At 50.1% G+C, this 18,554-nt stretch carries 19 protein-coding genes; 14 read left to right on the forward strand and 5 right to left on the reverse strand.

Annotated features, from left to right (window positions below; all coding sequences use genetic code 11):
- Window position 1: 1 nt before the first annotated feature.
- Window positions 2-1,162, reverse strand: a complete 1,161-nt coding sequence (gene metB / locus FH968_RS15575; protein WP_139881111.1) for a cystathionine gamma-synthase — start codon at window positions 1,160-1,162, stop codon at window positions 2-4.
- A 261-nt stretch (window positions 1,163-1,423) separates the two neighbouring features.
- Between metB and metJ the strand changes: the two genes are divergently transcribed.
- Entirely contained in the window at window positions 1,424-1,741 is a 318-nt protein-coding gene (gene metJ / locus FH968_RS15580) for a met regulon transcriptional regulator MetJ (protein WP_139881114.1), read from the forward strand.
- A gap of 187 nt (window positions 1,742-1,928) precedes the next feature.
- Here the strand turns inward: metJ and rpmE are convergent, their stop codons facing one another.
- On the reverse strand, window positions 1,929-2,144 hold the full coding sequence (rpmE, locus tag FH968_RS15585) for a 50S ribosomal protein L31 (protein WP_034461415.1): 216 nt from the start codon (window positions 2,142-2,144) through the stop codon (window positions 1,929-1,931).
- Between the two features lie 336 nt (window positions 2,145-2,480).
- Here rpmE and priA point away from each other — a divergent pair, with 336 nt between their 5' ends.
- From priA to rraA, 7 genes are all read left to right on the forward strand, one after another.
- A complete protein-coding gene (gene priA / locus FH968_RS15590; RefSeq protein ID WP_139881117.1) occupies window positions 2,481-4,676 on the forward strand; it encodes a primosomal protein N' in 2,196 nt (731 codons plus the stop codon).
- 164 nt (window positions 4,677-4,840) lie between these two features.
- Entirely contained in the window at window positions 4,841-5,875 is a 1,035-nt protein-coding gene (cytR, locus tag FH968_RS15595; protein WP_139881121.1) for a DNA-binding transcriptional regulator CytR, read from the forward strand.
- 89 nt (window positions 5,876-5,964) lie between these two features.
- A complete protein-coding gene (gene ftsN / locus FH968_RS15600) occupies window positions 5,965-6,984 on the forward strand; it encodes a cell division protein FtsN (RefSeq protein WP_139881126.1) in 1,020 nt (339 codons plus the stop codon).
- 90 nt (window positions 6,985-7,074) lie between these two features.
- Window positions 7,075-7,605, forward strand: a complete 531-nt coding sequence (hslV, locus tag FH968_RS15605; RefSeq protein ID WP_034461419.1) for an ATP-dependent protease subunit HslV — start codon at window positions 7,075-7,077, stop codon at window positions 7,603-7,605.
- A gap of 9 nt (window positions 7,606-7,614) precedes the next feature.
- A complete protein-coding gene (gene hslU / locus FH968_RS15610) occupies window positions 7,615-8,949 on the forward strand; it encodes an HslU--HslV peptidase ATPase subunit (protein WP_139881129.1) in 1,335 nt (444 codons plus the stop codon).
- Window positions 8,950-9,024: 75 nt separating this feature from the next.
- On the forward strand, window positions 9,025-9,954 hold the full coding sequence (gene menA, locus FH968_RS15615) for a 1,4-dihydroxy-2-naphthoate polyprenyltransferase (RefSeq protein ID WP_139881133.1): 930 nt from the start codon (window positions 9,025-9,027) through the stop codon (window positions 9,952-9,954).
- A gap of 92 nt (window positions 9,955-10,046) precedes the next feature.
- Complete coding sequence (gene rraA / locus FH968_RS15620; protein WP_064541702.1) at window positions 10,047-10,532, forward strand: ribonuclease E activity regulator RraA; 486 nt, start codon at window positions 10,047-10,049, stop codon at window positions 10,530-10,532.
- A gap of 54 nt (window positions 10,533-10,586) precedes the next feature.
- Here rraA and zapB read toward each other — a convergent pair whose 3' ends face one another.
- Window positions 10,587-10,826, reverse strand: a complete 240-nt coding sequence (gene zapB / locus FH968_RS15625; RefSeq protein WP_139881137.1) for a septal ring assembly protein ZapB — start codon at window positions 10,824-10,826, stop codon at window positions 10,587-10,589.
- Between the two features lie 444 nt (window positions 10,827-11,270).
- On the opposite strand from zapB, the gene FH968_RS15630 reads away from it, so the two are divergent.
- The 4 genes from FH968_RS15630 to fpr all read left to right on the forward strand — a co-directional run bounded on the left by FH968_RS15630 (window position 11,271) and on the right by fpr (window position 15,662).
- Window positions 11,271-12,122, forward strand: coding sequence for an MIP/aquaporin family protein (locus FH968_RS15630; protein WP_139881140.1), 852 nt, complete (start codon window positions 11,271-11,273; stop codon window positions 12,120-12,122).
- 21 nt (window positions 12,123-12,143) lie between these two features.
- The gene (glpK, locus tag FH968_RS15635; RefSeq protein ID WP_139881144.1) at window positions 12,144-13,658 is read left to right on the forward strand and encodes a glycerol kinase GlpK; all 1,515 of its coding nucleotides are present in this window, start codon (window positions 12,144-12,146) and stop codon (window positions 13,656-13,658) included.
- Between the two features lie 149 nt (window positions 13,659-13,807).
- Window positions 13,808-14,818 carry a class II fructose-bisphosphatase gene (gene glpX / locus FH968_RS15640; RefSeq protein ID WP_139881146.1) on the forward strand — a complete coding sequence of 337 codons (1,011 nt, stop codon included), beginning with the start codon at window positions 13,808-13,810 and terminating at the stop codon, window positions 14,816-14,818.
- A gap of 97 nt (window positions 14,819-14,915) precedes the next feature.
- On the forward strand, window positions 14,916-15,662 hold the full coding sequence (fpr, locus tag FH968_RS15645; RefSeq protein WP_139881148.1) for a ferredoxin--NADP(+) reductase: 747 nt from the start codon (window positions 14,916-14,918) through the stop codon (window positions 15,660-15,662).
- Between the two features lie 13 nt (window positions 15,663-15,675).
- Here the strand turns inward: fpr and FH968_RS15650 are convergent, their stop codons facing one another.
- Window positions 15,676-16,095, reverse strand: a complete 420-nt coding sequence (locus FH968_RS15650; protein WP_139881150.1) for a DUF805 domain-containing protein — start codon at window positions 16,093-16,095, stop codon at window positions 15,676-15,678.
- A 115-nt stretch (window positions 16,096-16,210) separates the two neighbouring features.
- Here FH968_RS15650 and FH968_RS15655 point away from each other — a divergent pair, with 115 nt between their 5' ends.
- A complete protein-coding gene (locus FH968_RS15655; protein WP_139881152.1) occupies window positions 16,211-16,810 on the forward strand; it encodes a DUF1454 family protein in 600 nt (199 codons plus the stop codon).
- 110 nt (window positions 16,811-16,920) lie between these two features.
- A complete protein-coding gene (gene tpiA / locus FH968_RS15660; protein WP_139881154.1) occupies window positions 16,921-17,688 on the forward strand; it encodes a triose-phosphate isomerase in 768 nt (255 codons plus the stop codon).
- Window positions 17,689-17,733: 45 nt separating this feature from the next.
- Here the strand turns inward: tpiA and FH968_RS15665 are convergent, their stop codons facing one another.
- A complete protein-coding gene (locus FH968_RS15665; protein WP_139881156.1) occupies window positions 17,734-18,492 on the reverse strand; it encodes a CDP-diacylglycerol diphosphatase in 759 nt (252 codons plus the stop codon).
- Between the last annotated feature and the right edge of the window lie 62 nt (window positions 18,493-18,554).

The following is an 18,554-nucleotide window of genomic DNA, read 5'->3' on the forward strand; positions in this document are numbered from 1 at the left end:
CTTACCCCTCGGCTGCAACCCGGAACGCATTTTCCAGGTCAGCAATTAAATCTTCGCTATCTTCAATGCCAGTCGAAATACGCAACAAGGTTTCTGAAATCCCCGCTGCAGCACGCGCTTCTGGCGCCATGCCTGCATGGGTCATCGTCGCCGCGTGTGAAATCAAACTTTCTACCCCACCCAGCGATTCCGCCAGCGTGAAGAGTGTCAGGCTACTCAGGAAACGACGCAGCGTTTGCTCGTCGCCATTAAATTCAAAACTCAGCATCGCGCCAAAACCTTTTTGCTGACGAGCAGCAATTTCATGGCCCTGGTTTTCTGGCAGCGAAGGATGATACAGCTTTTTCACTAGCGGTTGCGTTTGCAGGAAATCGACAATCACCTGAGCGTTACGTTGCGCCACTTCCATACGTGGTGAAAGTGTACGCAGGCCGCGCAGCAGTAAGTAGCTGTCGAAAGCACTGCCGGTTACACCAATGTTATTCGCCCACCAGGCAAGCTCTGTGACGGTTTCAGGATCTTTCGCAATCACCACACCCGCAACAACATCTGAGTGACCATTCAGGTATTTGGTGCAAGAGTGCAGAACCAAATCCGCCCCCAGCGCCAGCGGGTTTTGCAGTGCAGGGCTCAGGAAGGTGTTATCCACCACACTGATTGCCCCTGCTTCGCGCGCAGCCGCGCAGATTTTCGCAATATCTACCACTCGTAACAAGGGATTACTTGGGCTTTCGACCAGCACGAGTTTTGGTTTTTCATTAAGTGCCGCAGTTAAAGCCGCTTCATCACCTTGATCGACAAATAAAACACGATATGCGCCGCGTTTTGCCAGGCTATCAAACAGACGGTAGCTACCACCGTAACAGTCATGCGGAGCCACTAGCAGGTCGCCAGGTTTCAGGAAAACAGTCGTGACCAGATGGATTGCCGACATGCCGGTGTTGGTCATCACCGCACCAGCCCCGCCTTCCAGTTCTGCCAGTGCGCGCTGTACGACATCACGCGTAGGATTCCCACGGCGCGAATAGTCATGCGCACGCGGTTCATTAAACCCGGTGAAATTATAAGTACTGGAGAGATGGATGGGCGGTACAACGCAGCCGTATTGCTCGTCATCGTTCAAACCGCTACGTACTGCGATAGTTGCCTGTTTGCGCGTCATGGCTCTCGAATCCTTGCTGGTCGAATTAAGGTCAGGCACCAGAGTAAACATTGCCGCAATAGACGTCAATACATCTGGACATCTAAACTTCTTTGCGTATAGATTGAGCAAACGCGCAATAGCCGTTAAAATTATACGCTTTAGGGTGATAGCGTCGCAGACCGCGAATCAATAAACGCTTACACTACGACCAGATAATCGCTTAAATCGCGCATCAACCGATTGAAGCACGTATACATTGATAAGAGGATTAAGTATCTCATGGCTGAATGGAGCGGCGAATATATCAGCCCTTACGCTGAGCACGGGAAGAAGAGTGAGCAAGTAAAGAAAATTACGGTGTCCATTCCTCTGAAGGTGTTAAAAATCCTCACCGATGAGCGTACCCGTCGCCAGGTGAATAACCTGCGCCACGCAACAAACAGTGAGCTACTGTGCGAAGCATTTTTGCATGCGTTTACGGGCCAACCGTTGCCAAACGATGCAGACCTGCGAAAAGAGCGTAGCGATGAAATTCCTGAGGCAGCAAAAGTTATCATGCGCGAGCTAGGGATCGATCCGGATACCTGGGAATACTAGTTTCAGAAATCACAGGGTTACCCTATAGCATTCGAGTCACAGGTAGGCGGCAAGTGAGTAAATCTCAGGAGCTTACTTAGGTAAGTGACTGGGGTTTAGGAGTGCAGCCAACACCCCTGTGGCTTGAAGGATGACGGGTAACAAAAAAGGCGCCCATGGGCGCCTTTCTCTTACCGTGCAGCGAAATTTACTTCTTCGCGCCTGGAACGCTGAAACGCTTGTTGAAGCGGTCAACGCGGCCACCGGTAGCAACATCACGCTGCTTGCCAGTGTAGAACGGGTGGCATTCGCCACATACGTCCAGGTTCAGATCGTGACCCACGGTAGAACGGATCTTGATTACATTACCGCAAGAGCAGTTTGCAGTAACTTCTGCGTAGTTCGGGTGAATATTCTTTTTCATGGAAAACCTCTGTATAAGGCCGCGTCGCTCTTCCAGCCCTAACGCCAGACACCACGCGAAGTTGATAAATTAGGTTTCTTGATACCAAAAACTGCGCATCAAAGGCGGCGAATCATACAGAACCCCACCAATGGATGCAAACTGATCCGCATTTTCTGGAACACACAGTGTACACTATTTGTTTATTCGAATCATTCTTGCTACCGCAAGGCGGCAACTAAACGAATCGTCGGGAGCTTACTCAAGTAAGTGACTGGTGTGAGTGAAAGCAGCCTACACAGCGGTAGTTAGAAGGATGAAGAATAAACCGTCATTTTTATCAGCCTGGAAGCTTTAATGCCTGTTGCCCACGTCGCTTTGCCGGTTCCCCTTGCCCGTACTTTTGATTACCTCGTTCCCGCTGGAATGCAGGTAGCATCAGGTTGTCGCGTCATGGTGCCGTTTGGTAAACGCCAGGCTGTCGGGATTGTCGTAGCCGTCAGCGAGCAAAGTGAATTACCGCTCAATGAGCTAAAGCCGGTTGCCGAAGTTCTTGATGGTGAATCGCTGTTTCCGGTTTCGCTATGGCACGTGCTGCTTTGGGCTGCCAAGTATTATCACCATCCGATTGGCGATGTGCTTTTTCATGCGCTCCCTGGTTTGCTACGCGAAGGTAAACCCGCGCATCACGCGCCTTTGTGGTATTGGTTTGCCACAGAAGAAGGTAAGGCCATTGACCTTAATAGCCTTAAGCGCGCTCCTAAGCAGCAACAGGCACTGGCGGCGGTGCGGCAAAATATCATCTGGCGTCATCAGGTTAGCAAGCTGGAGATCAGTGAGGCTGGGTTACAAGCACTGCGAGCCAAAGGTTTATGCGATCTGAAAAGTGCAGCGCCTTCTGCTATAGATTGGCGCGGAAGCTATTCCGTAGAAGGTGAGCGCTTACGTCTGAATACTGAGCAAGCCACTGCGATCGGTGCAATCCACAGCTCTGCCGATCATTTTGCGGTCTGGTTGCTGGCTGGTATTACCGGTTCTGGTAAAACAGAAGTGTATCTCAGCGTACTAGAAAACGTACTTGCGCAAGGTAAACAAGCGCTGGTGCTGGTTCCCGAGATTGGCCTGACGCCGCAAACTATCGCCCGTTTCCGCGAACGCTTTAACGCACCTGTTGAAGTTCTGCATTCAGGATTAAACGATAGCGAACGCCTGGCCGTGTGGTTAAAAGCACGCAGCGGCGAGGCGGCGATTGTGATTGGCACACGTTCATCACTGTTCACCCCATTTTGCCGGCTCGGCGTGATTGTGATTGATGAAGAACACGACAGCTCTTACAAACAACAAGAAGGCTGGCGATATCACGCACGTGATTTGGCCGTGTATCGCGCGCACGAGGAAGATATTCCCATTATTCTCGGTTCCGCAACTCCCGCACTGGAAACCCTGCATAACGTTCAGTTGGGGAAATATCGCCAATTACGTCTGACCAAACGCGCCGGTAATGCGCGTCCGGCCACTCAACAAGTGGTGGATTTAAAAGGCCAACCGTTGAAATCAGGGCTGGCACCTGCGCTTATCAAAAAAATTGGTCAGCATTTAAAAGCCGATAATCAAGTGATCCTGTTTCTCAACCGCCGTGGGTTTGCCCCTGCTCTGCTATGCCACGAATGTGGCTGGATAGCGGAATGCCCGCGTTGCGATCACTATTACACGTACCATCAGGGCCAGCGTCATTTGCGCTGCCACCATTGCGATAGCCAAAGAGCTATTCCACAGCAATGCCCAAGTTGTGGTTCCACCAACCTGGTCCCTGTCGGCATGGGTACAGAGCAACTTGAACATAGCCTTACGCCGGAGTTTCCAGGCGTACCAATTTCGCGTATCGACCGCGATACCACCAGTCGCAAAGGTGCACTTGAGCAGCAACTGGCGGAAGTCCATCGCGGTGGCGCTCGTATCTTGATTGGTACGCAGATGCTAGCGAAAGGCCACCACTTTCCTGATGTCACTCTGGTGGCATTACTGGATGTTGATGGCGCTCTGTTTTCTGCCGACTTCCGCGCCGCGGAACGTTTCGCACAACTCTATATCCAGGTTTCCGGCCGTGCCGGTCGTGCTGGCAAACAAGGTGAAGTCTTGTTACAGACGCACCATCCAGAGCATCCTTTATTGCAAACGTTGCTCACAAAGGGTTACGACGAATTCGCCAACCAGGCTCTTACGGAGCGTAAAACGGTATTCTTGCCACCGTTTACCAGCCACATCATGTTCCGCGCCGAAGACCAAAATAATTATCAAGCACCGCTCTTTTTACAGCAGCTGCGAAATCTACTGGAATCCAGCCCATTAAGAGATGAACAATTGTGGATTATGGGGCCGGTTCCCTGCTTGCAACCCAAAAGAGGCGGGCGTTTCCGTTGGCAAATTCTTCTGCAACACCCTTCGCGCGCGCATCTGCAACGCCTGGTTAGCCATTCGCTGAAGCTGGTCAATACCTTACCGGAATCACGAAAAGTGAAGTGGATGCTGGACGTTGACCCAATCGACGGCTAGCACAAAACACATGGTTATGCGAAGCGGATCGAAAAATTCAACAAGCATCACACTTTTAATGAAATAACTGTAACCAACGAACATCAATTTCTGCTAAGAATGTGGACATGGTGAGACATCACGGACGTTGTCAGCACCTATACAGTGCACGCGAGGAGAAGAAGTTGAAGCCGAAGAAGCAGGTTGCCAATGCAACCATGAAAGATGTTGCCGTTCAGGCGAAAGTCTCAACTGCAACAGTGTCCAGGGCATTAATGAACCCGGACAAAGTATCGCAAAGCACTCGTAATCGTGTGGAACAAGCGGCAATAGCCGTAGGTTATCTACCCCATTCATTGGGGCGAAATTTAAAGCGCAATGAATCAAGCACCATTCTGGTTATTGTCCCGGACATCTGCGATCCCTTCTTTAGCGAAATTATTCGCGGTATTGAAGTGACCGCTGCGGAACAAGGCTATCTGGTGTTGATTGGTGATTGCGCTCATCAAAACCAGCAGGAAAAAACCTTCATCAATCTGATTATCACCAAGCAGATTGACGGTATGTTGTTGTTAGGCTCTCGTCTTCCTTTTGATGCAAGCATCGAAGAACAGCGTAATTTGCCGCCAATGGTAATGGCGAACGAATTTGCTCCTGAACTGGAACTGCCAACAGTTCATATTGATAACCTGACGGCCGCGTTCAACGCCGTTTTTTATTTGCAGCAATTAGGTCATCAAAAAATTGCCTGCATTGCTGGCCCGGAAGAAATGCCACTGTGCCATTATCGCTTGCAGGGATATATCCAGGCATTGCGTCGCGCAGGAACGGTTATTGATCCGCACTATATCGCTCGGGGCAACTTTACCTACGAAGCCGGTGCTGCAGCATTAGCGCAGCTGTTGGCGCTACCAAATCCGCCAACCGCAGTGTTCTGCCATAGCGATGTGATGGCGCTGGGCGCCCTGTCTCAGGCCAAGCGAAGTGGCTTACGCGTACCGGAAGATTTGTCGATCATGGGCTTTGATGACATCGCCCTGTCACAGTTCTGTGACCCACCACTCACCACCGTAGCACAACCCCGTTTTGATATCGGGCGAGAAGCTATGCTGTTGTTATTGGATCAACTTCACGGGCAAGCCGTGAGTAGTGGTTCGCGTTTACTGGACTGTGAGCTCATTGAACGAGGCTCCACCAGCGCGCCTGGCAGTAGAAAATGACCCGCTTTAGGACACGGCATTCTGGTCAAAGGGATGTCCATTAAGTAACATAGCGGGCTGATAAACGAAAAAAATATAGCGAATCAATAGTGGCACAACGAGATTATGTACGCCGCGGGCAATCGGCAGGAACGCGGCGTAAGAAAAGTAACACCCGCAGCAAGCAACGCAGCCTACCATCCGTCTCACCGACAATGGTTGCTATTGCGGCCGCCGTTCTGGTGACCTTTATTGGCGCTCTTTACTTCATTACTCATCACAAAAAAGATGAAAGCGAAATTCTGCCTGGGCATAAAGTCACAGGTAATGGTCTGCCGCCTAAACCTGAAGAACGCTGGCGCTACATCAAAGAACTGGAAAATCGTCAGACAGGTGTGCGTGCTCCTACCGAACCTTCTGCCGGTGGCGAAGTACAAAACAAAGATCAGCTCACCAGCGAACAGCGCCAATTGTTAGAGCAAATGCAGGCGGATATGCGCCAGCAGCCAACTCAGCTCAATGAAGTGCCGTGGAATGAACAAACGCCCGAGCAGCGTCAGAGCACGTTACAGCGTCAGAAAATTATTCAGCAGCAACAAACGCAACAGCAACAGTTCAATACTCAGCCTGTTACGGCACAACCACGGGCAGTACAACAATCGCAGCCTGTATCGCAGCAGCCACGTCCGGTGCAACAGCAACCGCGAGCAACAACAACGACAACGGCTCAGCAGCCATATCAAGATTTATTGCAAACGCCGCCGCATACTCAGCAGCGTGCAGCAACGCCTGCTACAAAACCACGTGAGCAAGCACAGCCTAAAGCCACTCAACCTGTAGCACCGATTACCCGTGAAGAGGTTGCAAAACAAGATCCAGCACCTCAGGACAAGCCGAAAGATGAGAAACGCTGGATGGTACAGTGTGGCTCCTTTAAAGGCAGTGAGCAGGCGGAAACCGTTCGTGCCCAGCTCGCTTTCGAAGGGTTTGACTCACGTATTACGACCAACAATGGCTGGAATCGTGTCGTTATTGGTCCAATCAAAGGCAAAGATAATGCTGATGGTACGCTCAACCGTCTGAAGATGGCGGGCCACGCTAACTGTATTCGTCTTGGCACTGGGGGTTGAAACCCTCAAAATCCCCCCCATCTATAATTGCATTCAACCCCGATATAATGTCGGGGTACTTATTCAGCTGATGCAATAAGGGGTCTGCTCGTGACAACAATAGTAAGTGTGCGCCGCAATGGCCATGTCGTAATCGGTGGTGATGGTCAGGCCACGCTTGGCAATACCGTAATGAAAGGCAACGTCAAAAAAGTGCGTCGTTTGTATAACGACAAAGTGATTGCCGGTTTTGCTGGCGGCACCGCTGATGCCTTCACCCTATTCGAACTGTTTGAACGTAAGCTTGAAATGCATCAGGGACATCTGGTGAAAGCTGCGGTTGAACTGGCAAAAGACTGGCGTACCGATCGTATGCTGCGCAAGCTTGAAGCTCTGCTGGCCGTCGCCGATGAAAATGCGTCCCTTATCATTACCGGTAATGGTGATGTTATCCAACCAGAAGATGACCTGATTGCTATTGGTTCAGGCGGCCCTTACGCCCAGGCAGCAGCGCGTGCGCTTCTTGAAAACACCGAACTGGGTGCTCGTGACATCGTAGAGAAATCGCTGGGGATTGCCGGTGATATCTGCATCTACACCAACCATTTCCATACTATTGAAGAATTAGCGTCTAAGGCGTAAGGAATCCCCATGTCTGAAATGACTCCACGCGAAATTGTCAGCGAACTGAACAAACACATCATTGGCCAGGACAATGCCAAGCGTTCCGTGGCGATTGCGCTGCGCAATCGCTGGCGCCGTATGCAGCTTGATGAAGAGCTGCGCCATGAAGTTACGCCAAAAAATATTCTGATGATCGGCCCAACGGGTGTCGGTAAAACCGAAATTGCCCGTCGTCTGGCTAAATTAGCTAACGCACCGTTCATCAAAGTTGAAGCTACCAAATTCACCGAAGTGGGTTATGTTGGTAAAGAAGTGGATTCTATCATCCGCGATCTAACTGACTCCGCGATGAAAATGGTGCGTTTGCAATCCATCGAGAAAAACCGCTTCCGTGCCGAAGAAATGGCAGAGGAACGCATTCTGGATGTTCTGATCCCACCAGCTAAAAATAACTGGGGCCAGGCTGAAGCACCGCAAGAACCTTCTGCGGCTCGTCAGTCATTCCGCAAGAAATTGCGTGAAGGCCAGCTAGACGATAAAGAAATTGAGATCGATCTGGCTGCGGCACCGATGGGTGTTGAAATCATGGCTCCTCCTGGCATGGAAGAAATGACCAACCAGTTGCAGTCAATGTTCCAGAACCTGGGCGGCCAGAAGCAAAAACCGCGCAAGCTGAAAATCAAAGATGCGATGAAGCTTTTGATTGAAGAAGAAGCGGCGAAACTGGTAAACCCTGAAGAACTGAAGCAAGACGCAATTGACGCCGTCGAGCAACACGGCATCGTGTTTATCGATGAGATCGACAAAATCTGTAAGCGCGGTGGCAACAGCTCCGGCCCGGATGTTTCTCGTGAAGGCGTTCAGCGAGACTTGCTGCCGCTGGTTGAAGGCTGCACCGTTTCTACCAAACACGGGATGGTCAAAACTGACCATATTCTGTTTATTGCCTCTGGTGCATTCCAGGTGGCAAGTCCGTCCGATCTGATCCCAGAATTGCAGGGTCGCCTACCGATTCGTGTGGAATTGCAGGCGCTGACCGTTGAAGACTTCCAACGTATTCTGACTGAACCTAATGCATCTATCACCGTGCAGTACAAGGCGTTGATGGGCACTGAAGGTGTGAATATCGACTTTACCGAAGACGGTATTCGTCGCATCGCTGAGGCTGCCTGGCAGGTGAACGAATCCACCGAAAACATCGGTGCGCGTCGTCTACACACCGTGCTGGAACGCCTGGTAGAAGACATCTCCTATGATGCGAGCGACCTCAGCGGCCAATCCATTCTGATTGACGGTGAATATGTCAGTAAACATCTGGATGAGTTAGTTGCAGATGAAGACTTGAGCCGTTTTATCCTATAATCCCGCTCAACGTATTTTCTTCATTTCAAATGGAGGGCTTATGCCCTCCATTTTTTATATCTAACAGAGAGAACTATGAGCGAAACGCACTCTGTAAGCACTACTCAGGCCTGGCTTGAAAGCTTGCGCCCACGCACGTTACCACTGGCATTTGCCTCCATCGTTTGTGGCTCAGCGTTGGCTTTCTGGCAAGGTGTGTTTGACCCTGCTATTGCATTGTTGGCGCTATTGACCGCGGGGTTATTGCAAATCCTCTCGAATCTGGCGAATGACTATGGCGATGCAGTAAAAGGCAGCGATAAAGAAGACCGGATTGGACCGTTGCGCGGAATGCAAAAAGGCGTCATTACCCAGACGCAAATGAAAAAAGCGCTGATTATCACCGTGGTATTAATTTGCCTGTCTGGCCTGGCATTAGTTGCCGTCGCTTGTCGTACGCTGACAGATTTTCTCGGTTTCCTGGCCTTGGGTTTGCTGGCAATCATCGCTGCAATTACCTACACCGTTGGCACTCGCCCATATGGTTACATGGGGCTAGGTGATATTTCGGTACTGGTCTTTTTTGGCTGGTTGAGCGTTGCGGGAACCTGGTATCTGCAAGCCCACACTCTCGCACCATTGGTCTTTTTACCCGCCACAGCCTGCGGATTGCTGGCAACTGCCGTGCTCAATATAAACAACCTGCGTGATATCGACAGCGACCGGGAAAACGGTAAAAACACACTGGCGGTACGTTTAGGACCGGAACTGGCTCGTCGCTATCACGCTTGCTTACTGATAGGCGCTCTGGCGTGCCTTGCGATATTTAATCTGGTCTGGCTACAAAGTCTTTGGGGATGGCTTTTTGTTCTGGCAGCCCCACTGCTGATTAAGCAGACGCGTTATGTCTTGCGCGAAATTGAACCTGTCGCCATGCGTCCAATGCTTGAACGTACCGTGAAAGCTGCATTACTCACTAACCTATTGTTTGCGATAGGAGTTGTGCTAAGTACGGTGTCGCTTTAGCTGACAAATATCAATTAACAATTGATGATTTTGCCAACAGTTAATATTAAGCGATATACTGACAACTCGTGCAGCAACAGAATCTTAATCCTATGAAATATGATACTTCCGAGCTTTGCGACATCTATCAGGAAGATGTCAACGTCGTTGAACCGCTGTTTTCCAATTTCGGTGGGCGGTCGTCCTTTGGCGGGCAAATCATCACGGTGAAATGTTTCGAGGACAACGGATTGTTGTATGATCTGCTCGAACAAAATGGCCGTGGCCGAGTGCTAGTAATTGATGGCGGCGGCTCTGTTCGTCGTGCATTGATTGACGCAGAACTTGCCCGCCTGGCTGCTCAAAACGAGTGGGAAGGCATTGTAGTATACGGTGCAGTGCGTCAGGTTGATGACCTGGAAGAGCTGGATATTGGTATTCAGGCTATTGCCGCCATTCCAGTTGGTTCAGCAGGTGTTGGCGTGGGCGAAAGTGACGTGCGCGTTAATTTCGGTGGCGTGACATTCTTCTCCGGCGACCATTTATACGCGGATAACACCGGCATCATCCTTTCCGAAGATCCCCTCGATATCGAATAACAAAACGGGCGCCCCAGGGCGCCCGTTCATTTAGCTAGATAATCCAAGTTTAACTTAGACTTCTTCCATCTTGCCTAGCAATGCGTGCAGACGATCCTGCCAAACGTGCTGTTGTTCTTTTAGAGAATTGTTTTCGCGCACCAGTTCTTCATGATTGCTGTGCGACTGCTGAACTTGTTGAGACAGATTGTTGTTGGTCTCTTTCAGTTCTTCAATTTCCATTTGCAGCAGGGTAATGGTATCAATCGCCTGCTGTACTTTTGCTTCCAGTTTCTCAAACACTTCAAATGACATTTCGAACCTCTCCTGAATTGCAAGGCGTTGATGGATGTCTAAATCCCCGTCCCGGATATTCCCCGAAGACACCTTATGAATATATGCGCACTATGCAGCGTGTCTCGATTGTAAGTAGCGTGAGTAGCCGTGTCCAGCGAGTTCAAGCGCTCTTTGCGTAACATGACGTTTTTCGGCTTATGCCGAATGACGTGACAGCCAAAAATTACTATTTGTTAACTCATTGAAGGCTTCCCAGAGCGTTTCATCTGCCTTTTGTGGGTGAAAATGCTCATATTTTGGCGCGAGATCGCTCATTTTTATGACGAACAACACAAATTTAAAGCTCGATATTTCTCGTTTATGTTCGTTAACGATAAATTAACACCATGCCTACATGGCACCTGCGCGGCAGGGAATGCCCGAACAAACAATAATCATTAATTTTGCCTTCAGGACCCTAATATGAGTCAGACAGCTCCATCAACCTTGAAAGGTCAGTGCATCGCCGAGTTCATGGGTACCGCGTTGTTGATTTTCTTTGGTGTAGGATGTGTCGCTGCCTTAAAAGTGGCTGGCGCCAGCTTCGGGCAATGGGAAATTAGTATCATCTGGGGGTTGGGGGTAGCGATGGCTATCTACCTGACCGCAGGGGTTTCCGGCGCGCATCTTAATCCAGCTGTAACCATCGCATTGTGCCTGTTCGCCTGCTTCGATAAACGCAAAGTTGTACCGTTTATTGTGTCTCAAGTTGCAGGTGCGTTCTGCGCCGCAGCTTTGGTCTATGGCCTGTATTACAATTTATTCCTCGATTACGAGCAGACGCACCACATGGTGCGCGGCAGCGTAGAGAGCCTGGATTTGGCGGGCATTTTCTCAACCTACCCTAATCCACACATCAACCTGGTACAGGCGTTTGCCGTAGAGATGGTAATCACCGCCATTTTGATGGGCGTTATTCTGGCACTGACAGATGATGGCAACGGTATGCCTCGCGGGCCGTTAGCACCGCTGCTGATTGGTTTACTGATTGCAGTTATCGGTGCATCAATGGGGCCATTGACCGGATTTGCGATGAACCCAGCGCGTGATTTTGGCCCGAAACTTTTCGCCTGGTTAGCTGGATGGGGCGACATTGCCTTTACCGGCGGCCGCGATATTCCTTACTTCCTGGTGCCAGTGTTTGGCCCAATTGTAGGTGCGGCGTTAGGCGCGTTTGGCTACCGTAAGCTGATTGGTCGTCATTTACCTTGCGATGTTTGTGTTGAAGATGAAGAAAAATCCAACACATCCACGCAACAAAATGCTTCTTTGTAAGACTGACTTCAGGACAACATTATGACTCACGAAAAAAAATACATCGTCGCACTCGATCAAGGTACCACCAGCTCCCGCGCCGTCGTCCTGGATCACGATGCCAACGTCATTAGCGTTTCCCAGCGCGAGTTTCAGCAAATCTATCCTAAAGCTGGATGGGTAGAACATGACCCAATGGAGATTTGGGCAACACAAAGCTCAACGCTCGTCGAAGTGCTGGCAAAAGCCGACATCAACTCAGATCAAATTGCGGCCATTGGTATCACCAACCAGCGCGAAACGGCGATTGTCTGGGATAAAGAAACCGGTAAGCCAATTTATAATGCTATCGTCTGGCAGTGCCGCCGTACCGCAGAAATCTGTGAACAGCTAAAACGCGACGGTATGGAAGAGTACATCAAATCAGCGACCGGCCTGGTGGTTGACCCCTATTTCTCCGGCACCAAAGTGAAGTGGATCCTTGACCATGTAGAAGGTTCACGTGAGCGTGCTCGTCGTGGCGAATTACTGTTTGGTACTGTCGATACCTGGCTTATCTGGAAAATGACTCAGGGGCGTGTACACGTCACCGATTACACCAACGCCTCACGTACCATGCTGTTTAATATTCACGAGCTGGCTTGGGATGACCGCATGCTCGAAGCATTAGATATTCCACGCGCTATGCTTCCTGAAGTCCGAAAATCCTCAGAAGTATACGGCCAGACCAACATCGGTGGTAAAGGTGGTACGCGTATTCCTATCGCCGGGATCGCGGGTGACCAGCAAGCTGCGCTGTTTGGTCAGCTGTGTGTCAAAGAGGGGATGGCGAAAAATACCTACGGCACGGGCTGCTTTATGCTGATGAACACCGGTACGCAGGCCGTTCGCTCCACTCACGGTTTGCTGACTACTATCGCCTGCGGCCCTCGCGGTGAGGTGAATTATGCACTGGAAGGTGCGGTGTTCATGGGGGGAGCCTCTATCCAGTGGTTGCGCGATGAGATGAAACTTATCAGCGATGCAGCAGACTCCGAATACTTTGCAACTAAAGTAAAAGATACCAATGGCGTGTATGTCGTTCCGGCCTTCACTGGCCTTGGCGCACCTTACTGGGACCCGTATGCCCGTGGCGCAATCTTCGGTCTGACTCGCGGCGTGAACGCAAACCACATTATCCGTGCCACGCTCGAATCCATCGCTTACCAAACGCGTGATGTTCTGGAAGCGATGCAGGCAGACGCCGATATTCGTTTGCACGCCCTACGTGTAGATGGTGGCGCGGTCGCGAATAACTTCCTTATGCAATTCCAGTCGGACATTTTAGGAACACGCGTAGAGCGCCCTGAAGTGCGTGAAGTCACGGCGCTGGGTGCGGCTTATCTTGCTGGCCTGGCTGTGGGCTTCTGGCAGAGCCTTGACGAGGTAAGCGAGAAAGCGGTTATCGAAAAAGAGTTCCGTCCGGGTATCGAAACGACCGAACGTAACTACCGTTACGCTGGCTGGAAAAAGGCTGTTAAACGTGCGTTAGCCTGGGAAGATCACGAAGAAAGTTAAGTAATAATATTGCCTCCTTACTCTCTCCCTCTCCTGGGGGAGAGAGCTGGGGTGAGAACATCAGCCTCCATACCAACATTACGGTTTCCCTGACGATCCCCCGCCTGTGCTAAACTCCGTCGCAATTGGGCTTGCTAAATGAGTGTGCAATGAGACGAGAACTTGCTATTGAATTTTCCCGCGTAACCGAAGCCGCTGCGCTGGCTGGTTATAAATGGTTGGGCCGTGGCGATAAAAATACTGCCGATGGAGCAGCCGTCCACGCCATGCGAATTATGCTCAATCAGGTCAACATTGATGGTCAGATTGTGATTGGCGAAGGGGAAATCGACGAAGCACCGATGCTCTATATTGGAGAAAAAGTCGGTACCGGCCAGGGTGATGCAGTCGATATCGCCGTAGACCCAATTGAAGGCACCCGTATGACAGCAATGGGCCAGGCAAACGCGCTGGCGGTGCTGGCTGTAGGTGACAAAGGCAGCTTCCTTAATGCACCAGACATGTACATGGAAAAGCTGATTGTCGGCCCTGGCGCTAAAGGTATTATCGACCTCAATCTGCCGCTTGCTGAAAACCTCTATAACATCGCCGTTGCGCTCAATAAACCACTAAGCGAACTCACCGTCACTATTCTTGCAAAACCACGCCACGATACGACGATTGCCGAATTGCAAAAGCTTGGCGTTCGCGTTTTCGCTATTCCTGATGGTGATGTAGCAGCGTCGATTTTGACCTGTATGCCAGATAGCGAAGTTGATGTGATGTACGGCATCGGCGGCGCACCTGAAGGGGTGATTTCCGCAGCGGTGATCCGCGCGTTAGATGGCGACATGCAAGGCCGTTTGTTGGCTCGCCACCATGTAAAAGGTGACAGTGAAGAAAACCGACGTATCGGCGAGCGAGAATTAGCACGCTGCAAAGCAATGGGCATTGAAGCGGGTCTGGTGTTAAAGCTCGATGACATGGCGCGTAACGACAACGTTATTTTCTCTGCAACCGGTATTACCAAAGGTGATTTGCTTGATGGTATTACCCGAAAAGGGAATATGGCGACCACAGAAACGCTACTGATTCGTGGTAAATCTCGCACCATTCGTCGTATCAAATCTATTCACTATCTAGACCGCAAAGACCCGGACGTACAGACTCATATTCTGTAAACCCGCCGTTTGTCTGATTGAGCTTTCCAGCGCTTAGTCGCTGGAAATCTCTTACTTTTCTGGTGAAGATAGGGCAATAACAACAAAGGAGGACATCATGGCGGACTGGGTCAAAGGTAAAGTTGTTCAGATTGAAAACTGGACTGACGCTCTTTTTAGTCTCACTGTTCATGCGCCTGTCGCTCCTTTCACAGCAGGGCAATTTACTAAGCTTGGGATGGAAATTGATGGCGAACGCGTGCAGCGCGCCTATTCCTACGTCAACGCACCGAGCGATCCTAATCTTGAGTTTTATCTTGTCACCGTACCAGAAGGTAAACTCAGCCCACGCCTGCATGCACTGCAACCTGGCGATGAAATTATGCTAGTTAGCGAAGCGGCGGGTTTCTTTGTGCTGGACGAAATACCGGATTGCCAGACGCTTTGGATGCTGGCGACAGGTACAGCCCTCGGCCCGTATCTTTCGATTTTGCAGGAAGGGAAAGGTCTCGAACGTTTTGAGGATATCGTTTTGCTGCATGCTGTGCGTTATGCACAAGACCTGAGCTATTTGCCGTTGATGCAACAGCTCCAGCAGCAATATAACGGAAAGTTACGCATTCAGACTGTTATTAGCCGGGAATCACTGCCGGGTTCATTAACTGGACGTGTACCTGCACTCATCGAAAGCGGTGAACTTGAAGCAGCGGTAGGTCTTCCGATGAACGTTGAGACCAGCCACGTGATGTTATGTGGTAACCCGCAAATGGTACGTGATACGCAGCAATTGCTGAAAGATACCCGGCAGATGACCAAACACTTGCGCCGCCGACCGGGACATATGACTGCAGAACACTACTGGTAATATAATTCGTAAGCTAGCGGTACTTCACTTCACTGGTATCTTTGCCAAAACGATTCTCACCCAGGGTGCCAACAAACGCGCCCAGGTCCATGATGACCATCACCAGAATCAGTGTTGGGATAAAACGCCCAAGCCCCCACTGCGCTAACGTACCGAATGTTTCCCAGTTACCCGCGAGCAACAACCAGGCCGGAATAAACAGCAATGCCCACCAACCTTTTTTATTGCGGTCGTGCAGGCGTTTAACAATCACGGCGGCAGTCGGAATCAAAGAACCCGATAAAAAGAAACCGGCAGTGGAATACGGCATAATTTCCGCACCCGCGAGGGTGAAGAGAATAATCAGCGCGATTAACCACACGCCAATCCAAATCCAGAAATCACGGCGTCCAATACGTCCGTTAAAAGAGAACAGCCATTGCTGTATGGTCATGGTAAGGTCCATTTTATTGTTTAGCGCCGTAGTGTACCCTGGCTTTGCTGGGTTTTGACAAGCCAACGGAATGCCGATTTAATCGGAAGGCAGAATTTCACAGGAGAATTTGTCAATGAGACATCTGTTTGCAGCTCTGGCTTTACTGACACTACCCGCCGCGGTGGTTTGGGCCGATCCGCCTTCAGATTCCACCCATACGTTACAAGTCGCTCCGTATTTACTGGCGGGCGCCCCTACGTTTGATATGAACATTACGCAGTTTCGGGAAAAATTCACTGCTGAAAATCCGTCTCTGTCGATCAATGAATTCCGTTCCATCGAGTCTAATGCCGATGAAGTAAACCTGATACGCGCAGCCAGCAAAATCAACGAAAACCTCTATACATCAAGTGCGTTAGAGCGTGGCACGCTGAAAATTAAATCTATCCAGATAACATGGCTTCCGATTCAAGGCCCTGAGCAAAAAGCGGCGCGGGCGAAAGCCAGTGAGTATATGGCAGCGTTGATTCGCACTTTTACCCCATCGCTTTCAAAGCCACAAAGCGTGGCAAAACTCACTAAGTTACTCAGCAACGGCAAGAACAAACGTTATTACGCACAAAACGATGGTGCTATTCGCTATGTTGTCGCTGACAACGGAGAAAAGGGGCTCACTTTCGCTGTTGAACCGATTAAGCTGACGCTATCTGAAACACTTAACAACGGCGAATAAATGACAAAAAGCAAAGCCTTTAGCTTGTTGAGTCTCTATACTGTTTCACAGACCATGCTGCCCTGAATGGCAGCGATTCTTTTATTAGTTTGACCTTGTGGAGAATTAAGATGCGACATCCTTTGGTGATGGGTAACTGGAAACTGAACGGCAGCAAGCACATGGTACAAGAGCTGATTGCAGGCCTGCGCAAAGAACTGGCTGGTGTTGACGGCTGTGGCGTTGCTATCGCTCCTCCTACGATGTATCTGGATCTGGCTAAACACGCAGCTTCCGGCAGCCACATCATTCTTGGTGCTCAAAACGTAGACCTGAACCTGTCTGGCGCATTCACTGGTGAAGTTTCCGCAGAAATGTTGAAAGATGTTGGTGCTAAATACATCATCATCGGTCACTCAGAGCGTCGTACTTACCACGCAGAGTCTGATGAACTGATCGCTAAAAAATTCGCAATTCTGAAAGAAGTCGGCTTGATTCCAGTACTGTGCATTGGTGAAACCGAAGCGGAAAACGAAGCGGGCAAAACTGAAGAAGTTTGTGCACGCCAGATTGACGCAGTTCTGAAAACTCAGGGTGCAGCTGCTTTCGAAGGCGTAGTCATCGCTTACGAACCAGTATGGGCAATCGGTACTGGCAAATCAGCCACTCCTGCTCAAGCTCAAGCTGTTCACAAATTCATCCGTGACCATATTGCTAAAGCTGATGCTAAAGTTGCTGAACAAGTCATCATCCAGTACGGCGGTTCCGTAAACGCAGCAAACGCTGCAGAGCTGTTCACTCAGCCGGATATCGACGGTGCATTGGTTGGCGGTGCTTCCCTGAAAGCAGACGCATTTGCAGTTATCGTTAAAGCTGCAGCTGAAGCGAAAAAAGCGTAAGTCATCGCTTGATTGATAAAAGGCTCTGCTTCGACAGGGCCTTTTTTATTTCAGTAATTCGCAATCGTGATCCTGCAAGTGCTCGGCAGAAGCCAGATTCAACCGTAATAAATTGCGCTCCGTTGCCAATACGACCCACTCTCCATCTGCCAATTTCGCCATCGCCAGGCTATAACGCCCCATATGCTCGCTAGCCTGTGGAACCTGAGTAGCCAGCATGATAAATGGGCCACGTTGCACAAAATCCGCCTCGCTAATCTTCCTCGCAATGTATTTGTTTCCAGCAAGCGACACAGGAAAATCCTGCCACTCATCATTTAATGTGTTCGCATATTGATTCAACTGCCCGCGCACATCTTTGCGTAAACAAGAGATATGGATATGTAGCTGGTTCTGAGTGCGCCCGGTGGTGGAGTTAATTGTGAGTGAAATAACATCGTCGGGAACCTGCGTCCCACGGTGTAAACTCATGAAATTGCGCTGCTGCCAGGCAAGCCAAAGGAAATTAGCGGTTTTCGCCTGCAATAATTCAGGACTTTCCATACCTTTCATTTTAGCTGTGGGTAATAACAGGTATTGAAGCGGGCCATGGATATCTTTCAGCAGAACAAACCCCGACTGCAAATCTACTTTGGCGCAAGGTTCTGGGTTCTGGTTGTCACGCTGATGAGGAATACATTGCTGGCTGACGATACGCCACAGGGCGTCTGGATGATGGAAATATTGCCGAAGACTAAACCAGCTGATAGCGGCAATTATGAGTAGGGAAACAAAGATGAGTATCGTGCATCGACGCCGCAGCATTGAAACCTCATGAACAATAAGAGGGTTGCTCAGCGTATCGTAAACTCCGGTATCTCAAAAGC

The sequence above is a fragment of the Buttiauxella sp. B2 genome, assembly GCF_006376615.1.
Lineage (GTDB): Bacteria > Pseudomonadota > Gammaproteobacteria > Enterobacterales > Enterobacteriaceae > Buttiauxella.